The sequence below is a fragment of the Mesorhizobium sp. M7A.F.Ca.US.006.01.1.1 genome (assembly GCF_003997935.1).
Classification (GTDB): Bacteria; Pseudomonadota; Alphaproteobacteria; order Rhizobiales; family Rhizobiaceae; genus Mesorhizobium.
This window is the reverse complement of sequence record NZ_RZQL01000007.1, coordinates 1-15850: the sequence shown is the minus strand read 5'-3', so window position 1 is coordinate 15850 and position 15850 is coordinate 1. Positions and strand designations below refer to the sequence as shown.

Annotated in this window: 14 protein-coding genes and 1 pseudogene; 6 read left to right on the top strand and 9 right to left on the bottom strand. The window is 62.9% G+C overall.

Going from position 1 to position 15850, the window contains the following annotated elements:
- Positions 1-4 precede the first annotated feature (4 nt).
- The 5 genes from EN943_RS02565 to yacG all read left to right on the top strand — a co-directional run bounded on the left by EN943_RS02565 (position 5) and on the right by yacG (position 2099).
- Positions 5-490, top strand: a complete 486-nt coding sequence (locus tag EN943_RS02565; RefSeq protein ID WP_127411369.1) for a UPF0262 family protein — start codon at positions 5-7, stop codon at positions 488-490.
- A complete protein-coding gene (locus tag EN943_RS02560) occupies positions 478-948 on the top strand; it encodes a low molecular weight phosphatase family protein (protein ID WP_127411368.1) in 471 nt (156 codons plus the stop codon). Before EN943_RS02565 ends, EN943_RS02560 begins: the two co-directional genes overlap by 13 nt.
- Before the next feature lie 87 nt (positions 949-1035).
- Complete coding sequence (infA, locus tag EN943_RS02555) at positions 1036-1254, top strand: translation initiation factor IF-1 (protein WP_006200926.1); 219 nt, start codon at positions 1036-1038, stop codon at positions 1252-1254.
- Positions 1255-1275: 21 nt separating this feature from the next.
- Entirely contained in the window at positions 1276-1905 is a 630-nt protein-coding gene (locus tag EN943_RS02550; protein WP_127411367.1) for a Maf-like protein, read from the top strand.
- Positions 1902-2099, top strand: coding sequence for a DNA gyrase inhibitor YacG (yacG, locus tag EN943_RS02545; RefSeq protein WP_127411366.1), 198 nt, complete (start codon positions 1902-1904; stop codon positions 2097-2099). Before EN943_RS02550 ends, yacG begins: the two co-directional genes overlap by 4 nt.
- Before the next feature lie 14 nt (positions 2100-2113).
- Here the strand turns inward: yacG and EN943_RS02540 are convergent, their stop codons facing one another.
- The 6 genes and pseudogenes from EN943_RS02540 to EN943_RS02515 all read right to left on the bottom strand — a co-directional run bounded on the left by EN943_RS02540 (position 2114) and on the right by EN943_RS02515 (position 11129).
- Complete coding sequence (locus EN943_RS02540) at positions 2114-3487, bottom strand: alpha-glucosidase/alpha-galactosidase (RefSeq protein WP_127411365.1); 1374 nt, start codon at positions 3485-3487, stop codon at positions 2114-2116.
- Positions 3488-3506: 19 nt separating this feature from the next.
- Complete coding sequence (locus tag EN943_RS02535) at positions 3507-5174, bottom strand: ABC transporter ATP-binding protein (RefSeq protein WP_127411364.1); 1668 nt, start codon at positions 5172-5174, stop codon at positions 3507-3509.
- Positions 5175-5184: 10 nt separating this feature from the next.
- On the bottom strand, positions 5185-6324 hold the full coding sequence (locus tag EN943_RS02530; protein ID WP_127411363.1) for an ABC transporter permease: 1140 nt from the start codon (positions 6322-6324) through the stop codon (positions 5185-5187).
- Between the two features lies 1 nt (position 6325).
- Positions 6326-7333, bottom strand: a complete 1008-nt coding sequence (locus EN943_RS02525; protein WP_127411362.1) for an ABC transporter permease — start codon at positions 7331-7333, stop codon at positions 6326-6328.
- 111 nt (positions 7334-7444) lie between these two features.
- Positions 7445-9530, bottom strand: a pseudogene (locus EN943_RS02520) (ABC transporter substrate-binding protein).
- A 132-nt stretch (positions 9531-9662) separates the two neighbouring features.
- A complete protein-coding gene (locus EN943_RS02515; protein WP_127411361.1) occupies positions 9663-11129 on the bottom strand; it encodes an alpha-glucosidase/alpha-galactosidase in 1467 nt (488 codons plus the stop codon).
- A gap of 246 nt (positions 11130-11375) precedes the next feature.
- Here EN943_RS02515 and EN943_RS02510 point away from each other — a divergent pair, with 246 nt between their 5' ends.
- Positions 11376-12251, top strand: coding sequence for an AraC family transcriptional regulator (locus tag EN943_RS02510; RefSeq protein ID WP_127411360.1), 876 nt, complete (start codon positions 11376-11378; stop codon positions 12249-12251).
- A gap of 27 nt (positions 12252-12278) precedes the next feature.
- Here EN943_RS02510 and EN943_RS02505 read toward each other — a convergent pair whose 3' ends face one another.
- From EN943_RS02505 to EN943_RS02495, 3 genes are all read right to left on the bottom strand, one after another.
- Positions 12279-14306 (bottom strand): aldo/keto reductase, encoded by a 2028-nt coding sequence (locus EN943_RS02505; protein WP_127411359.1) that lies wholly within the window; start codon positions 14304-14306, stop codon positions 12279-12281.
- A gap of 35 nt (positions 14307-14341) precedes the next feature.
- Complete coding sequence (gene ugpC, locus EN943_RS02500; protein WP_127411358.1) at positions 14342-15436, bottom strand: sn-glycerol-3-phosphate ABC transporter ATP-binding protein UgpC; 1095 nt, start codon at positions 15434-15436, stop codon at positions 14342-14344.
- Positions 15437-15444: 8 nt separating this feature from the next.
- Positions 15445-15850 (bottom strand): carbohydrate ABC transporter permease (locus EN943_RS02495; RefSeq protein WP_164778050.1); only part of this gene is annotated, 406 nt, incomplete at its 5' end.

Genomic DNA, 15850 nt, shown 5'->3' with positions numbered 1-15850 from the left:
GGCGATGTCTGGCTCCGATCATAACCGTGCCAGGCTGATCGATGTCGAACTCGATGAATCGATCGGCCGTTCGACACCCGATGTCGAGCATGAACGCGCGGTGGCGATCTTCGACCTGATCGAGGAGAACAGTTTTCAGCCCGTCAATGACAGCGGCGACGGCCCTTACCGGCTGAAACTGTCGCTGGCCGAGCAGCGCCTGGTGTTTGCCGTGGCGCGCGAGGATGGTGCCGCCGTCGTCACCCATATCCTGTCGCTGACGCCGCTCAGGCGCATCGTCAAGGACTACTACATGATCTGCGAAAGCTATTACGACGCCATCCGTTCCTCGACGCCGAGCCACATCGAGGCGATCGACATGGGCCGCCGCGGTTTGCACAATGAGGGTTCGCAAACGCTGATGGACCGGCTGTCCGGCAAGATCGACATCGACTTCGACACGGCGCGCCGGCTGTTCACGCTGGTCTGCGTGCTGCACTGGCGGGGCTAGCCCTGTCGCCCGGCGCCCTGCCCCGTTCGATCCTGTTCCTGTGCGGCATGAATGCCGTGCGCTCGCCGATGGCGGAGCAACTGGCGCGCCGGATGCTGCCCGCAACCATCTTCGTCGCTTCGGCCGGTGTTCGCGCCGGCGAGCGCGATCCATTCGTCGATGCGGTGCTTGCCGAAGAAGGTCTCACGCTGGGCGAGCGCCACCCAAGGACCATGGACGATCTTGAGGACGATTATTTCGACCTCATCGTCACGCTGGCGCCGGAAGCGCACCACGCCGCACTTGAACTCACCCGCTCGCTCGCGGTCGAGGTCGAATACTGGCCGACGCCGGACCCGACCGACGCCAGCGGCACCCGCGAACAGATCATGGCCAGTTATCGCGACGTGCGCGAGCGGCTGAAGGTGCGCATAGGCCGACGTTTTTTGCACCCTGAAGCAAAAAACGCGACGGATTAAGCGTGTTCACAAGCGGACGATTATCATATAGGTTCCGCCGAAATTCCGGCCAGGGTGCTGGAACTACCATCCAAGCAAAGGTATCGAATGCCGAAGGAAGAAGTCCTCGAGTTTCCGGGTGTCGTGACGGAATTGTTGCCGAACGCGATGTTCCGGGTAAAGCTCGAAAACGAACACGAAATCATCGCCCATACAGCCGGCCGCATGCGCAAGAACCGCATCCGCGTGCTGACCGGCGACAAGGTTCTGGTCGAGATGACGCCCTACGACCTGACCAAGGGCCGCATCACCTATCGTTTCAAGTAAGCAAAGCCCGACTGGTCCGCGATGAGCATTTTGCAGAAGCTGGTGCTTGCCTCGGGTTCGCCGCGCCGGATCGAACTCTTGCAGCAGGCAGGCATCGAGCCGGACCGCGTGCTGCCGGCCGATGTCGACGAAACGCCGCTGCGTGCCGAGCATCCGCGCTCGCTGGCCAAGCGGCTGTCGAAGGAAAAGGCCGAGAAGGCGTTCGCCTCGCTGCAGACCGAAGCCGACTATGTGCCGGGCTTCGTGCTGGCCGCGGACACGGTGGTTGCCGTCGGACGGCGTATCCTGCCCAAGGCTGAAACCCTCGACGACGCCGCCAACTGCCTCGGGCTGTTGTCGGGCCGTTCGCACCGGGTCTATTCCGGCATCTGCCTGATCACCCCGGGCGGCAAGCTGCGCCAGCGGCTGGTCGAGACGCGGGTGCGCTTCAAGCGGCTGCCGCGCGAAGAAATCGACGCCTATGTCGCCTCGGGTGAATGGCGCGGCAAGGCCGGTGGCTACGCCGTCCAGGGCCTCGCCGGCGCCTTCGTCGTCAAGCTGGTCGGCTCCTACACCAACATCGTCGGCCTGCCGCTCTATGAGACCGTCGCGCTGTTGAGCGGCGAAGGCTTCAAGGTGCATGGTGGCTGGCTGGCGGGACCTCGGCTGTGAATTCCGATCCCAAAGTCACGCCCTTGCGCCCGAAGCGCCCCTGCCCCGAATGCGGCAAGCCCTCGGCGCGCGACACCTTTCCGTTCTGCTCGACACGCTGCAAAGACATCGACCTCAACCGCTGGCTGAAGGGCGCCTATGTCATCTCGGCCCGCGACGACGAGGAAGAGACGGACCCGGACACTCCGAAATAGGCCGAGCGCCGCGATCAGGCGGCGGCCTCGCTCTTGCGGTTTGTGCGCGCCCAGCCCGGCAGCCAGTCGCCGTGAGCGGCCAGGAGATCATCGACCAGTGACCAGATCTGGTCGAGATCGAGTTCGGCTGATGTATGCGGATCCATCATCGCCGCGTGGTAGATGTGCTCGCGGTTTTCCGTCATCAACGCCCGCACCGTCAGCTCCTGTACGTTGATGTTGGTGCGCATCAGCGCGGTCAATTGCGGCGGCAGCTCGCCGATATAGGTCGGCTGGATGCCGGAGGCATCGACCAGGCACGGCACTTCGGCGGCACAATCGCGGGGCAGCGAGGTGATGCAGCCATTGTTGCGGACATTGCCGTAGATCACCGACGGCTCGCCGGTCCAGACCGAATTCATGATCGAGGAGGCATATTCCCGGGACTGCTCGACCTCGATGCGATCGGCCGAGCGATAGGCCTCAGCCTGCCCCTTCCAGCGCTCGATCTGCTCGACGCAGCGCTTGGGATACTCGTCCAGCGGGATGCCGTATTTCTCGATCAGGTCCGGGCGGCCTTCCTTGATGAAATAGGGCGTGTATTCGGCGAAATGTTCCGAGCTCTCGGTGACGAAATAGCCGAGCCGGGTCAGCATCTCGTAGCGTACCTTGTTGGGGCAGCGCGGGTTCCAGCCGGGCTTGGGCGCGCGGCCTTCGCGATAGGCGCGCACGAGATCGGGATAGAGGTCGCGATAGGAGCCGTCCGGCTGGCGATGCTCGAACTTCAGATAAAACGCCATGTGGTTGACGCCGGCCGAGCGATAGCGGATGTCTTCGTAGGGAATGTCGAGGTCTTCAGCCAGTTCCATCGCCGTGCCCTGCACCGAATGGCAGAGGCCGACCTGCCTGATCTCAGGATATCTCTCCGATATCGCCCAGGTGTTGATCGCCATCGGGTTGACATATTGTAGCATGATCGCCTGCGGGCAGACAGCGAGCATATCTTCGCACACCTTCCACAGATGCGGCACGGTCCGGAGGCCGCGCATGATGCCGCCGACGCCCAGCGTGTCGGCGATCGTCTGGCGCAGGCCGTATTTCTTCGGCACTTCGAAGTCGGTGACCGTGCAGGGTTCGTAGCCGCCGATCTGGAAGGCGACGACGACGAAATCGGCGCCGGCCAGCGCCTTGCGCTGGTCCGAATGGGTCTCGGTCTTCGCCTTGACGCCGAGCGTCGCGATCAGCTTGTTGACGACGATGGCGCTCTCTTCCAGCCGCTGCGGATTGATGTCCATCAGCGCGATCGTCGCGCCCGAAAGTGACGGGCGCTGCAGCACGTCGCCGACAATGTTTTTCATGAACACCGTCGAGCCGGCGCCGATAAACGTGATCTTGGGATTTCTTGCCATGCTAACCTCCGGCATCTGTTCAGGCCACGTCGAAAGCGGCCCTGACGAGCCGTTCGGTGTAGGCGGTCTTGGGATTGGACAGGACGTCGTCGACGGGGCCCTGCTCGACGATCTTGCCGTTCTGCATGACGATCACGCGATGGCAGAGCGCGCGCACCACCTTGAGGTCGTGCGAGATGAAGAGGTAGCTGAGGCCGCGCTCGTCCTGCAGCTTGCGCAGTAGGTCGATGATCTGCGCCTGGACGGAGAGGTCCAGCGCCGATGTCGGCTCGTCGAGCAGGATGAATTCTGGTTCGAGCGCGATGGCGCGGGCGATCGCGATGCGTTGTCGCTGGCCGCCGGAGAATTCGTGAGGGAACCGCGACAGTATATCGCCCGGCATACCGGCGCTGACCAACGCGTCGCGCACCCGTTCGACTCGCTCGCGCCGCGTCGCCCCTATGCTGTTGACGATCAGCCCTTCCTCGATGATCTGGCCGATCGTCATGCGCGGGTTGAGCGAGGAAAACGGATCCTGGAAGACGATCTGCATGCGCGAGCGCAGCGGCCGCATCTCGGCACGCGACAGGCCATGGATCGGCTTGCCGTCGAAATGGATCTCGCCGCGCTTGGCGTCGATCAACCGGAGCAGGGCCTGGCCGAAGGTGGTCTTGCCGGAGCCGGACTCGCCGACCAGCCCCAGCGTCTCATGGCGACAGAGTTTCAGGCCGAGATCGTCGACAGCGACCAGCTCTCGCCAGTCAGGTTTCAGGAAGGTGCCGTGGCGCAGCATGAATGAGACGCGCACGCCGCTGGCCTCCAGGATGGTGCCGCAGCCCTCCGGCAGCGGTTTCGGCTGCCCGTGCGGCTCGGAAGCCAGCAGCCGCCTCGTATAGGGGTGCCGTGGGTTGGCGAAAAGCCGTTCGGTGACATTGTGCTCGCACATTTCGCCATGCTGCATGACATAGACATAGTCGGAGAACTGGCGCACCACGGTCAGGTCGTGGGTGATCAGGATCACGGCCATGCGCAGCTCTTTCTGCAGGCTGCGGATCAGGTTCAGGATCTGCGCCTGGACGGTGACATCGAGCGCCGTGGTCGGCTCATCGGCGATCAGCACGTCGGGATTATTGGCCAGCGCCATGGCGATCATCACCCGCTGGCGTTGCCCGCCAGAGAGCTGGTGCGGGTATTGCTTGAGCCGCGCGACAGGATCGGGGATCTGCACATGCTGCAGAAGTTCGAGTGCGCGCGCCCAGGCCTGTTTGCGGCTGACCTTGCGATGCACCCTGATCGCCTCGACGATCTGGCTTCCGACGGTATAGATCGGGTTGAGCGAACTCATCGGCTCCTGGAAGATCATCGAGATGCGGTTGCCGCGCAGCTTGCGCCGGGCGCTCTCGGGGAATTTCAGGATGTTTTGCCCGTCATAACAGACGCTCGAGCCGGGCAACACCGTGGCGCGCCGCGACAGCAGGCCCATGACGGTGCGCGCCGTCACCGACTTGCCCGAACCGGATTCGCCGACGATGGCGATCGTCTCGCCGCGATAGAGCTGGAACGAGATGTCCTTGACCGCTTCGACGACGCCATGCTCGACCTTGAAGGCCACGGCGACGTTGCGGGCATCGATGATGGGCTGGTCCTGGCGTCCGTCATGGTCGTGACGGACGGTGGGTGCGAAGGATTCGGCGAGCGCGACGGACATCTGTGCCACCTCAATAGGGGTCTACGGCGTCGCGCAGGCCGTCGCCCAGCGCGTTGAAGGCAAAGACGGTGACGAGCACGAAACCGACCGGCGACAGGATCCAGGGATAGGTGCCGATGACGGAATAGGTCGCGGTGTCCTGCAGCATCAGGCCCCACGAGATCAGCGGCGGCTTGACGGCGAAGCCGAGGAACCCGAGGAAGGATTCGAGCAGCACCACCGTCGGGATCGCCAGCGTCACGGCGACGATCACGTGGCTCATCACATTGGGGAAGATGTGCTGCATGATGATGCGCCGGTCGGTGGCGCCGACCGCCATGGCGGCGCGCACATACTCGATCCGCGCCAGCGCCAGCGTCTTGCCGCGAACCTCGCGAGACATCTGCGCCCAGCCCAAGGCCGACATGACGATGATGACGAAAGCGAGGAAGACGTTGGTGGGAGCGGTGACCGGGATCAGCGTCGTCAGCGCCAGATAGAGCGGCAGCTGCGGGAAGGCGAGCACCAGTTCGACGAAGCGCTGCATCCAGACATCGAACCTGCCGCCGAAGTAACCGGAGACCATGCCGACGGTGGTGCCGATGACGGTGATGATGAAGACGACCGTCAGCGCAATCATCAGCGAGACGCGCGAGCCGTGGATGGCACGCGACAGCACGTCACGGCCGAACTTGTCGGTGCCCAGGAAATGCACCGGCTGGCCGTCCAGCGAGCCGAACAGATGTCGGTCCGCCGGCAGCAGCCCAAACAGCTTGTAGGGCGCGCCATGCACGAAGAAACCAAGCAGCCTTGGATGGTCGTAGTCGGGACCGACGACGGGCTGGAAAGTGACCGGATCGAGGTCCGCCGAATCGGCCAGCGCATAGACCCTCGGCCGTGCGGTGAAACCGCCGTCTCTGTCATGGAACCTTGGCACCTGCGGCGGAGCGAAGCCGACATCCGTGACCTTCGGGTCCATTGGCGCGATGAACTCGGCGAACACGGCCATCACCAGCAGCAGCACGACGAGCCAGAGCCCGGCCATACCGGTCCAGGAACGCTTCAACCGGCGCCAGGCAAGCGCGATGTAGCTTTCGTTGCCGCGCGCCGGTTTGGCGACGATGGGGCCTTCGGCCGGCAGCGGTGAAGGGGATGGATCGCGCGCCAGCATATCAACCCTCCCCGAACTGGCGCACGCGCGGATCGAGCAGGACGAGCAGCATGTCGGCGATGATGTTGCCGACGATCAGCGTCGCCGACAGCACCATCATGAAGGTGGCGGTGACATAGACGTCGCCGACAGCCATGGAGCCGACGATTGCCGGGCCGACCGTCGGCAGCGCGAAGATGATCGCGGTCTCGATCTCGCCGGTCAGCATATAGGGCAGCACAACGCCCTGATACATGATGAGCGGATGCAGCGCGTTGGGCACGGCGTGGCGCATGACGACGGCGGCACCCGTCAGCCCCTTGGCTCTTGCCGTCTCGACATATTGCGCGTTCAGCGTATCGAGTAGATTGCCGCGCATGACGCGCATATTGTAGGCGAGCCCGCCGAAAGTCGCGATCGCCACCACCGGCCAGACATGCTTGACCAGATCGACGAATTTGGCCCACGACCACGGCGCGCCACCATATTGCGGCGAGAAGAATGAGCCGATCTCCGACACGTTGAACTGGAAGACCAGGAGATAGACGATGATCAGCGCCATCAGGAAGCGCGGCACCGTCATGCCGAGAAAAGAGATGGCCGACAGTGTCGAGTCGATCCAGGTGTATTGCCGGGTCGCCGCCCATATGCCGAATGTAATGCCCAGCACCGAGGCCAGCAGATGGCAGACCAGCGCCAGGAGGAGCGTGCGCGGCAGGCGCTCTCCGACCACATCGGCGACCGGTTTGTTGTAGTAGAGGCTGTAGCCGAAATCGCCTCGGGTGACGATGCCGCCGATCCAGTTGAGATACTGGAGAGGCAGCGGCTTATCGAGACCATGCTCGACGCGATAGGCCTTTGCCTGCGCGTCGGCCTCGGCGAAGGAGGCTCCACCCTGGTTAATCGCCTGCGAGCGGATGTAGTCGGCATAATCGCCCGGCGGCGCCTGGATGATGGCAAAGGTGGCCAGGCTCAAAATGGCGAGGACCGGGATTGCCGACGCTATGCGCGTGAGCAGGAATCGCAGCATGGACGGTTCGTTTCCTTATCTCGCCGATCGCGCCCTTGGTTGCGTCCGGAGGTGGGTTTGTCCGGCCGCGCCAGCGGCGCGGCCGGAGGTCTCTCAGTCAGGGAGGTAAACCTAATTCATCGGCCCCTTCTCTCCGGGTTTGCCGGGCAGCTCATCGGGGAACAATTCGTATTTCGCCTGCTTGTCGGCCGCGACAAAGACCCGTTCGCGGACGATCGAATCTTCGGCCCAGTTGAACATGAAGATCGGCGTGCCCTGCGGAATGTTCGAGAAGCGCTTGTTGACGATCAGCGCGCCGGGATATTCCGTCAGGCCGACATTGTAGACGTGCTCCGTCGAGATCTTCTGGAATTGTTTCATCAGGCTGGCGCGCTGGTCATTGTCCTGCGTGGAGACGAACTTGTTGACGATGTCGACGAGGTCCTTTTCGAACGGCATCACATCGACCTCGCCATTTTCCGGCGCACGATGGTCCCAGCTGGTGCGCGGACCGACCGGGGCAAGCTGTACGGTGTTCTGCACCACCGACGTCAGTTCCTGTTCGTTGCGCCGGACCAGCCAATCGAAGCGGCCGGAATATTGTGAAGCGTCGCGCTGGGTGCCGTTGAGGCCGTTGAGCACGACCCGAAGCCCGAGCTTTTCCATCTGGGCGACGACGCCTTCGGCAAGGCTCTTGTCGGTCGTGTAGTCGTTGTTGACCAGCATCACGATCTCGACATTCTTGCCGCCGGCGGTGCCGGAAGGGAAATTTACGAAGCCGTCGCCATCCGTATCCTTGAGGCCGGCCTTGGCGAGTTCGGCCTTGGCGCCCTCGAGGTCGAAGGGGTAGTAGACCGTCGAAGCGCGGTCGTAGAAGCTGGTTCCGGATGACAGGCCGCCGGGATAGATGGCGGTGAACGGCCCCTTGACCAGCGAGTCACCGAGCGCCTTGCGGTCGAGCGCCATGGTGACGGCCTTGCGGAAATCCTCGTTGCGGTTCAGCTCGCGGATCGCCTGGCCGCGTTCGTCCGGATTGCCCCAGCCATTGGCGGAAAAATTAAAGCGCAGATTGTAGCCGATGAGCCGCGGGCCGAAAGCAAGACGGGCCGGTGCGTTCGCCTCTGCCGCACGCTTCAGCGAGGCGACGAAGTTTTCCGGCTGTTCCAGATTGGAAAAAATCGGCCGCGCCGGCCACCGCCTGGACGTCGCGATCGGCCCAGGTCGACAGCTTGTAGTGCAGTTCGTTGAGATAGGGCAGTTGATTGCCCTTTTCGTCGACCTTCCAGTAATAGGGATTGCGGCGCATGACGATGATGTCGTCCGGCCGGTACTCGACCGGCACCCAGCCACCCATCACCGGCATGTTCATGAATTCCGGCGGGAAGGCATTCTTGAACTGATCGTAGGTGTTCTTCGAGTATTTCGGATGCTGCGGCTTCAGCATGTGCGCGGGGCCCGGACAGAAGGTGCCGTAGGCCATGGCATACAGGTACTGCTTCGGGAAGGCATCCTTGAAGGTCCATTCGACGGTGTAGTCGTCGACCTTCTTCAGCGTCGTGCCGACGCCGAAGGTTTCCGGCGTGGCGCCGTTCAGCGGCGAGACGTTCGGGTCGACCACCTCATCGTCCCAGTAGAACATGACATCGTCGGCATTGAACGGCACGCCGTCCGACCACTTCGCTCCTTCGATGAGGTGCATGGTCAGCTTGTGGCCATCGCTCGACCAATCCCAGCTCCTGGCCAGGTTCGGCAGCGGCTCGGTGTCCTTGGCCTCGACCTGGAACAGCGGGGCTGTGCGCGTCAGGCATTCGGAGAGGCCGATGTCGATACCGCCCCAGCCTTGCGTCTGCCCGGCGCCGTAGTTCCAGCCTTCCGGCCGCCCGCCGATGACGTGGCGCATCGTATCGCCATAGACGCCGATGCCGTCCTGCATATTGCCCGTCTTGAAGACCAGCGGCTCTTTCGGCAGCCTGTCTTTCACCGGCGGCAGCTTGCCGGTCTTGACGTATTTCTCGGTGACCCAGTCGGGCTCGTGATATTCGGGGAGCGCCTTGAACTCCAGGATCGAGTCTCGCGCGACATAGTTGATCTTGCCTTCGGCGGGAAACGGTGTCGGCGCCGGCGGAACCGTCGGCTCGGAAGCGTAAGCACTGAGAGCCGAGACCGAGACGCTCAGCGTCAGTCCGGCAGCAAGGCCGATATTGCGTAAATTCCTCACGGTCTCTCTCCCTCTTGTTTGTCCGGAGCGTTTGCACCCGCTCCGCCTCTCCTCGAATTCAAACGGCTTCGTGGCAGTGGATCCGCCTCCCATGGATCCACCATCACCGCATGAATTTCCAGCCGGCCCGTCTCAGCCGGCTTGCTTCAGCGCGGCTTTTTCGGCGCGCAATTCCTCGATCGAGCGAACACTGCGCCGTGCGGCGCCGGCCCATTCGCGGGTCTTCACCTGAGATGTCGACAGCCGCTCCCTGGCGGCCGGAACCGCATGGGCATATTGCGGCAGCCAGGCTGCCTGGGCGACGACCATTTCGTCGACCATCTGCCAGACCTCCTCCGGCGTCGAAACCGCGCCGACCAGCGGGTCATGCAGCACGGCGAGCTTCAGAAGATCGATGTCGCCTGATATAGCGGCATGCACCGACATGCGCTGGACGTTGATCGAAGCGATGCAAGTGGCGGCGCAGGCTTCCGGCAGGGTGATGCCGGCGGCCATGTTGATGCCAAAACGGTCGACGAAGCCCGGCGACTCGATGATGGCGTCCTGCGGCAGGTTGGTGATCACGCCATTGTTCTTGACGTTGAAGTGGCCGCGATAGACCCGGTTAGTCTCCAGCGCCTCCAATATGTGGCTGGCATGCTCGTTGGAGCGCTTCTCCTGATCGATCGGCTTTGACGCCGCTTCGAGGAACTGCGGATATTCCGTCTCGAACCAGTTGCGGGTTTCGGTGGAGTAGCGGAGATAGCCGCCCGTCTCGCCGTGAATCCAGTCGGACATATCGATCCAGCGCGTGATCTCGTCGGGACGTTTGCGGTACCAGGGCAGATATTCGGAAAGATGGCCGTTGCTTTCGGTCGAGTAGACGCCGAAGCGCTTCAAAACGTCGATGCGCAGCTTCTCCTGTTGCGAATAGACCGGGTGCGCCTCGAAGGCGGCCACCAGTTCGTCCTTGCCGATTGGGCGGCCGTTCAGGCGCAGGTCGATGAACCAGGTCTGGTGGTTGATGCCGGAACAGACATAGTCGAGCTCCTGCGCCGACTTCGCGCCAAGCACCTCGGCGATCTGCTCGGCGCCGTGCTGGACGCCGTGGCAAAGCCCGACAGTATCGACCTTGCCGTATTCGATCGCTGCCCAGGTGTTCATCGCCATCGGGTTGGCGTAGTTCAGGAATTTGACGTTGGTCTCGGCGACCTCGCTTATGTCCTTGCAGAAATCCAGGATCACTGGAATGTTGCGCTGGCCATAGAGAATACCGCCGGCGCAGATGGTATCGCCGACGCATTGGTCGATGCCGTATTTCAGGGGAATGCGGATATCGTCGGCATAGGCTTCGAGGCCGCCGACCCGCACGCAGCTGATGACGTAGCGAGCGCCTTCGAGCGCCTTGCGGCGGTCGGTCGTCGCCGTCACCCTGGTGGGCAACCTGTTTGCCTCGACGATCCTGTCGAGGATCGCCTTGATCATCTGGAGATTGTGCTCGCTGACGTCGGTCAGCGCGAATTCGATGTCGGTGAATTCGGGCACGCACAGGATGTCGGTGAACAATTTCTTGGTGAAGCCGACGCTGCCGGCACCGATGATAGCGATTTTGAAACTCATCAGCCGCACCTCATTCCATTCGAATTGCAGGCAAGGAATGACAATGGGAAGCTGTAGCCACATGCCGCGACATGTATGCAGGACAAGCCGGAATCCGGCTCGCCAATCTCCCTGTCCGCTCCTCGACTGCGGATCTCTCTCGCTTTTCGATGAGGATTATGCGCTTATTCGCGAGCGCGACCAGAGAAGGATTATGCTTTCAAGGGTAATTTTGTGCTGCAGGATCTGATAGAAAACGGACAGTCCATGCGTACGATCTCGCTGCCGCGCGGCCGCCAGCGCCTGCATGCCATGCCGACGAGCACCGGCTATGAAGTGCGCGAGGACGAAATCTACGACTGGGACGGCCGCAAGCGCGGCCAGACACCGTTCACCGTGCTCCAGCACACGATCAGCGGGACTGGCCGGCTGCGCTACGAGAACCGCAATTACCGCCTGCAGAAGAACGATACGCTGCTGGTGCTGGTGCCGCACAACCACCGCTACTGGCTGGCCGGGGATGAGCGCTGGGAATATTTCTGGATCTCGATGAACGGCGAGGAGGCGCTGCGCATCCACAAGTCGATCCTGAGCGTCTCGGGTCCTGTATTTCGGCTGCAGCCGGCGACAATCGATCATCTTGCCGATTGCAGCCTGCGCCTGATCAAAGGCGCCGCTTCGCCGGGGGCTGCTTCGGCGGTCGCCTATGAGGCTGCGATGGCGCTCTATGACGATGTCTTCGGCTCCCATGCCTTTGCCGAAAAACTGAGCGCCATGCAGCCGGTCATCGATCACATCAATGCCAATCTCGACAGGCCGCTGCCGGTGGCGGACCTGGTCCAGATCAGCGGCCTCAGCCGGGCCCATTTCTCACGCTGTTTCGCCGAAAGCGAAGGCCTGCCTCCGGCCGAGTTCGTGCTGCAGCAGCGCCTGCAACGCGCGGCGAAGCTGCTGACCAAGGCGGATTTCCTGCCGGTGAAGGAGGTCGCCATCCTGTGCGGTTTCGAGGACGCGAACTATTTTTCAAAGGTCTTCCGCCGCTGTTACGGCATCACGCCGAGCCAATTCCGCACCACCGGCATGTATGCCAATTTGCGGACTCCGGCCAGGCGCGGCGTCAGGGCGCCTGATGACGAGACCTGACGCCGCGACGGTTAAGCTGGCAGCCAGCTAGGCAGCGCGCAGACTGCCGCCATCCAGCCATTCGAGATCGGCTTGCGACAGCGTGATGTCGAGAGCGCGCAGGCTGTCGTCCAACTCATCCAGCGTGCGTGGCCCGATCAGCGGGATGGATGGGAATGGCTGAGCGAGCACATAGGCCAGCGCAATATGGATCGGGCTCTTGCCCAGTCTTGCGGCAAGTTCGATCGCCCGGTCGCGGCGGCCGAAATTCCGCTCGGAGTACCAGACCCGCACCAGTTCCTCATTGTCTTGCTTGTCGCGACCCGCGCGATCGGTGAAGAAGCCGCGCCCCTGGCTCGACCAAGCGAAATTCGGCATCTGCCTGGATGTCAGCCAGGCCTTCCATGCATCCGTGGAGGACGTGACACAGCCGGCCCAGATCGGCTCCAGCATTTCAGCCAGCGAGAAATTGTTGGACAGCGCGCCGGGCTTTTGCTTGCCGGTGCGTTCGGCATAGGCGATCGCCTCATCCATGCGTTCCATCGTCCAGTTCGAGCCGCCGAACGGGCCGCGGATGCGGCCGGCCTTGACCTCACGATCCATCGCATCGACGAATTCGCCGACCGGCACATCGAGATTGTCGCGGTGCATGAAGTAGACATCGACATGGTCGGTCTGCAGGCGTTCGAGCGACTGGTCGAGCTGCTTGCCGATCACATCGGGATAGCAGAGCGGCGAGTGCGCGCCCTTGGCGATGACCACCGATTGCGCGCGTACGCCACGGTTTTTCAACCACTCGCCAAGCAGCTTCTCGGTATAGCCGCCGCCATAGACATAGCCGGTATCGAAGAGATTGCCGCCGGCCTCGAAAAAGGCATCGAGCAGGATCGAGCCTGAGGAAAAGGTACGGAAATCCTCGAAGCCGAGCGCCACCACCGACGCCGGCTTCGACAGGCCAGGAATGGTGCGCTTGGCGATCGCCGTGCCGCCGGACCGCAAAGGCCGGCCGGAGATGGTGTTGGTACGCTGCTGAGCCTTCTCGATGCCGTATTCGAGGCCGGCGGCCGCCCGCCATTTGTCCAGTACACGCAAGGTGCCGAGGCTTTCCGCCCACGCCATGCCCGGCCAGGCGAATTCTTGGCCGCCGGCGCGGATCGCCTCACCGGCTGCGTCGACCTCGAAGGAATAGAGATGGCGCTTCTCGTCGACGCTGATTGTCTCGCGCGCGCCATCGGAGGCGATGACGTCGATCCGGCCCAAGCCGACGTCGCGGTTGCCGCCGGCGAACCAGAAGTCCGGCACTTCGATGCGGCCCTTGGTGCCCAGGATGCGCAGCACATTGTCCTGGTTGAGCGAAATGCTGCAGGAGACCTCGGCGACAATGCCGCCTGGGAAATGCAGCAGCGCGGAGGCCCATTCGTCGACGCCGGACTGGCCCAGATGGGCGGTGCCGATCACCTTGTCGGGCTCGCCGAAGGGCTTTCCGACTGCCGCGCCGGCAATCAGCCGCACCATCGAGACGGGATAGCCGCCAACGTCGAGAATGCCGCCGCCGGCGAGATCGTTGGCATAGAGCCGGTGCTGCGGCATGAAGCCCGGCATGGCGAAACCAAAGCTCGACTTGATCATCCTGATCTCGCCGATGACGCCGGACCTGATCAGCTCCACCAGCTTCTTGGTCTGCGGGTGCAACCTGTACATGAAGGCCTCGCCGAGGAATGTGCCGGCCTTGCGCGCGGCATGCATCATGGCGTCGGCCTCGAAGGCGGTCAGCGCCAGCGGCTTTTCGCAGAGCACATGCTTTCCGGCCTCGGCCGCCTTGATCGCCCATTGCGCATGGCCGGGATGCGGTATCGAAATGTAGACGGCGTCGATATCGGGTTCGGCGAGCAGCGCGTCGTAGCCGTCGAGGATACGGGCACCGGGAAAACTCTCGGCAAGGCCGGGCTTGGCGGGATTGCGTGCGCCGATGGCGACCAGCTTTCCGGTGCGCGAAGCGGCCACGCCACCGGCAAAGGACTGGGCGATGCTGCCCGGGCCGAGAATGCCCCAGCGAATGGGCGTGGTTGCGGTCATTGTCATTCTCCTTGAAGGCTGGAAGGGGCCGGCGGTCAGCGCAGCCGCAGTCCTTTTTCGTCGAACAGGTAGGATTTGCGGATGGAAACGGTGATCTCTGATGTGTCGGGGACCTTTGCCGCGTCGCGCTGGATCACTACGTCGTCACCGTTGGCCGTTCTTGCGTAGAGGAAACTTGTGCCACCGAGGTGCTCGACCACGTCGATGGCAACCACAAGGTCGGCGTCGCCTTCTCCGGCATTGCCGAAATGTTCAGGCCGCACGCCGACAATGACCTTGCTGCCGATTTTTGGGCTGCCTGTTTCGGGCGCAGTGCCTGTCAGCGGTTGCGTGATGCGGGTCTTCTCCTGGCCCGCCAGTTCGACCACGACACCACGTGCATCGTGTCCGACAACCCGGCCGTTGATGAAGTTCATCTTCGGCGAGCCGACAAAGCCCGCGACGAACTGACTGTCGGGGTTGTCGTAGAGATCGAGCGGCCGGCCGATTTGCTCGATATGGCCGGCGCGCATCACGACGATCCTGTCGGCCAGCGTCATCGCTTCGGTCTGGTCGTGCGTGACATAGATCATTGTCGTGCCCAGTTCCTTGTGGAGCCGGGAGATCTCGACGCGCATCTGGACGCGCAATTCGGCGTCGAGATTGGAGAGCGGCTCATCGAACAGGAACACCTGCGGCTCGCGCACGATGGCGCGGCCGATGGCGACTCGCTGGCGCTGGCCGCCGGAGAGCTTTTTCGGGCGCCTGTCCATCAATTCGCTGATGCGCAGGATCTCGGCCGCCCGCTTCACCCGCCGTTCGGTGTCGGCTTTTGGATTGCCGGTCATGCGCAGGCCGAAAGAGAGGTTCTGTTCGACGCTCATATGCGGATACAGCGCGTAGGACTGGAACACCATGGCGATGCCGCGGTCGGCCGCCTCGACATCATTGACCACCTTGCCGCCGATGGCGATCTCGCCGCCGCTGATGTCCTCGAGCCCGGCGATCATCCGTAGCAGTGTGGATTTGCCGCAGCCGGAGGGGCCGACGAAGACGACGAACTCGCCGTCCTTGATGTCGATGCTGGCGCCATGGACGACCTCGAAGACGCCGAAGCGCTTGATGACGTTGTTGAGCGTGACCGTTGCCATGCTGCCCCTTACTTGACCGCGCCGGCGGCGATGCCGGCGATGAAATGACGCTGCAGCAGCACGAAGACGACGAGCATCGGCACCGTCAGCATCACCGCGCCCGCCATGATGCCGCCCCATGACACCTTGGTGAGGCCGATCAGCGTGCCGAGCGCCACCGGTGCTGTCATCGAACCCGGCTGGCTGTTGATCAAAAGCGGCCACAGATAATTGTTCCAGGAGGCGAGAAACAGGATGATGGCGAGTGCGGCCAGCATCGGCCGCGCCAAAGGCAGCGCGACGAAGAGGAAGATGCGCCATTCCTTGACGCCTTCGACGCGCGCCGCATCGAAGAGGTCGTCCGGCATCATCGAAAAACTCTGCCGCATGAACAGCACGCCGAGCGAATTGAACAGCGGCGGCACGATCAGCGCC

What these genes read in the sequence shown, in the direction of transcription:
- EN943_RS02565 (WP_127411369.1), top strand. Translation starts at nt 5, where the DNA reads ATGTCTGGCTCCGATCATAACCGTGCCAGGCTGATCGATGTCGAACTC.
- infA (WP_006200926.1), top strand. Translation starts at nt 1,036, where the DNA reads ATGCCGAAGGAAGAAGTCCTCGAGTTTCCGGGTGTCGTGACGGAATTG.
- EN943_RS02550 (WP_127411367.1), top strand. Translation starts at nt 1,276, where the DNA reads ATGAGCATTTTGCAGAAGCTGGTGCTTGCCTCGGGTTCGCCGCGCCGG.
- EN943_RS02540 (WP_127411365.1), bottom strand. Translation starts at nt 3,487, where the DNA reads ATGGCAAGAAATCCCAAGATCACGTTTATCGGCGCCGGCTCGACGGTG.
- EN943_RS02535 (WP_127411364.1), bottom strand. Translation starts at nt 5,174, where the DNA reads ATGTCCGTCGCGCTCGCCGAATCCTTCGCACCCACCGTCCGTCACGAC.
- EN943_RS02530 (WP_127411363.1), bottom strand. Translation starts at nt 6,324, where the DNA reads ATGCTGGCGCGCGATCCATCCCCTTCACCGCTGCCGGCCGAAGGCCCC.
- EN943_RS02525 (WP_127411362.1), bottom strand. Translation starts at nt 7,333, where the DNA reads ATGCTGCGATTCCTGCTCACGCGCATAGCGTCGGCAATCCCGGTCCTC.
- EN943_RS02515 (WP_127411361.1), bottom strand. Translation starts at nt 11,129, where the DNA reads ATGAGTTTCAAAATCGCTATCATCGGTGCCGGCAGCGTCGGCTTCACC.
- EN943_RS02510 (WP_127411360.1), top strand. Translation starts at nt 11,376, where the DNA reads ATGCGTACGATCTCGCTGCCGCGCGGCCGCCAGCGCCTGCATGCCATG.
- EN943_RS02505 (WP_127411359.1), bottom strand. Translation starts at nt 14,306, where the DNA reads ATGACCGCAACCACGCCCATTCGCTGGGGCATTCTCGGCCCGGGCAGC.
- ugpC (WP_127411358.1), bottom strand. Translation starts at nt 15,436, where the DNA reads ATGGCAACGGTCACGCTCAACAACGTCATCAAGCGCTTCGGCGTCTTC.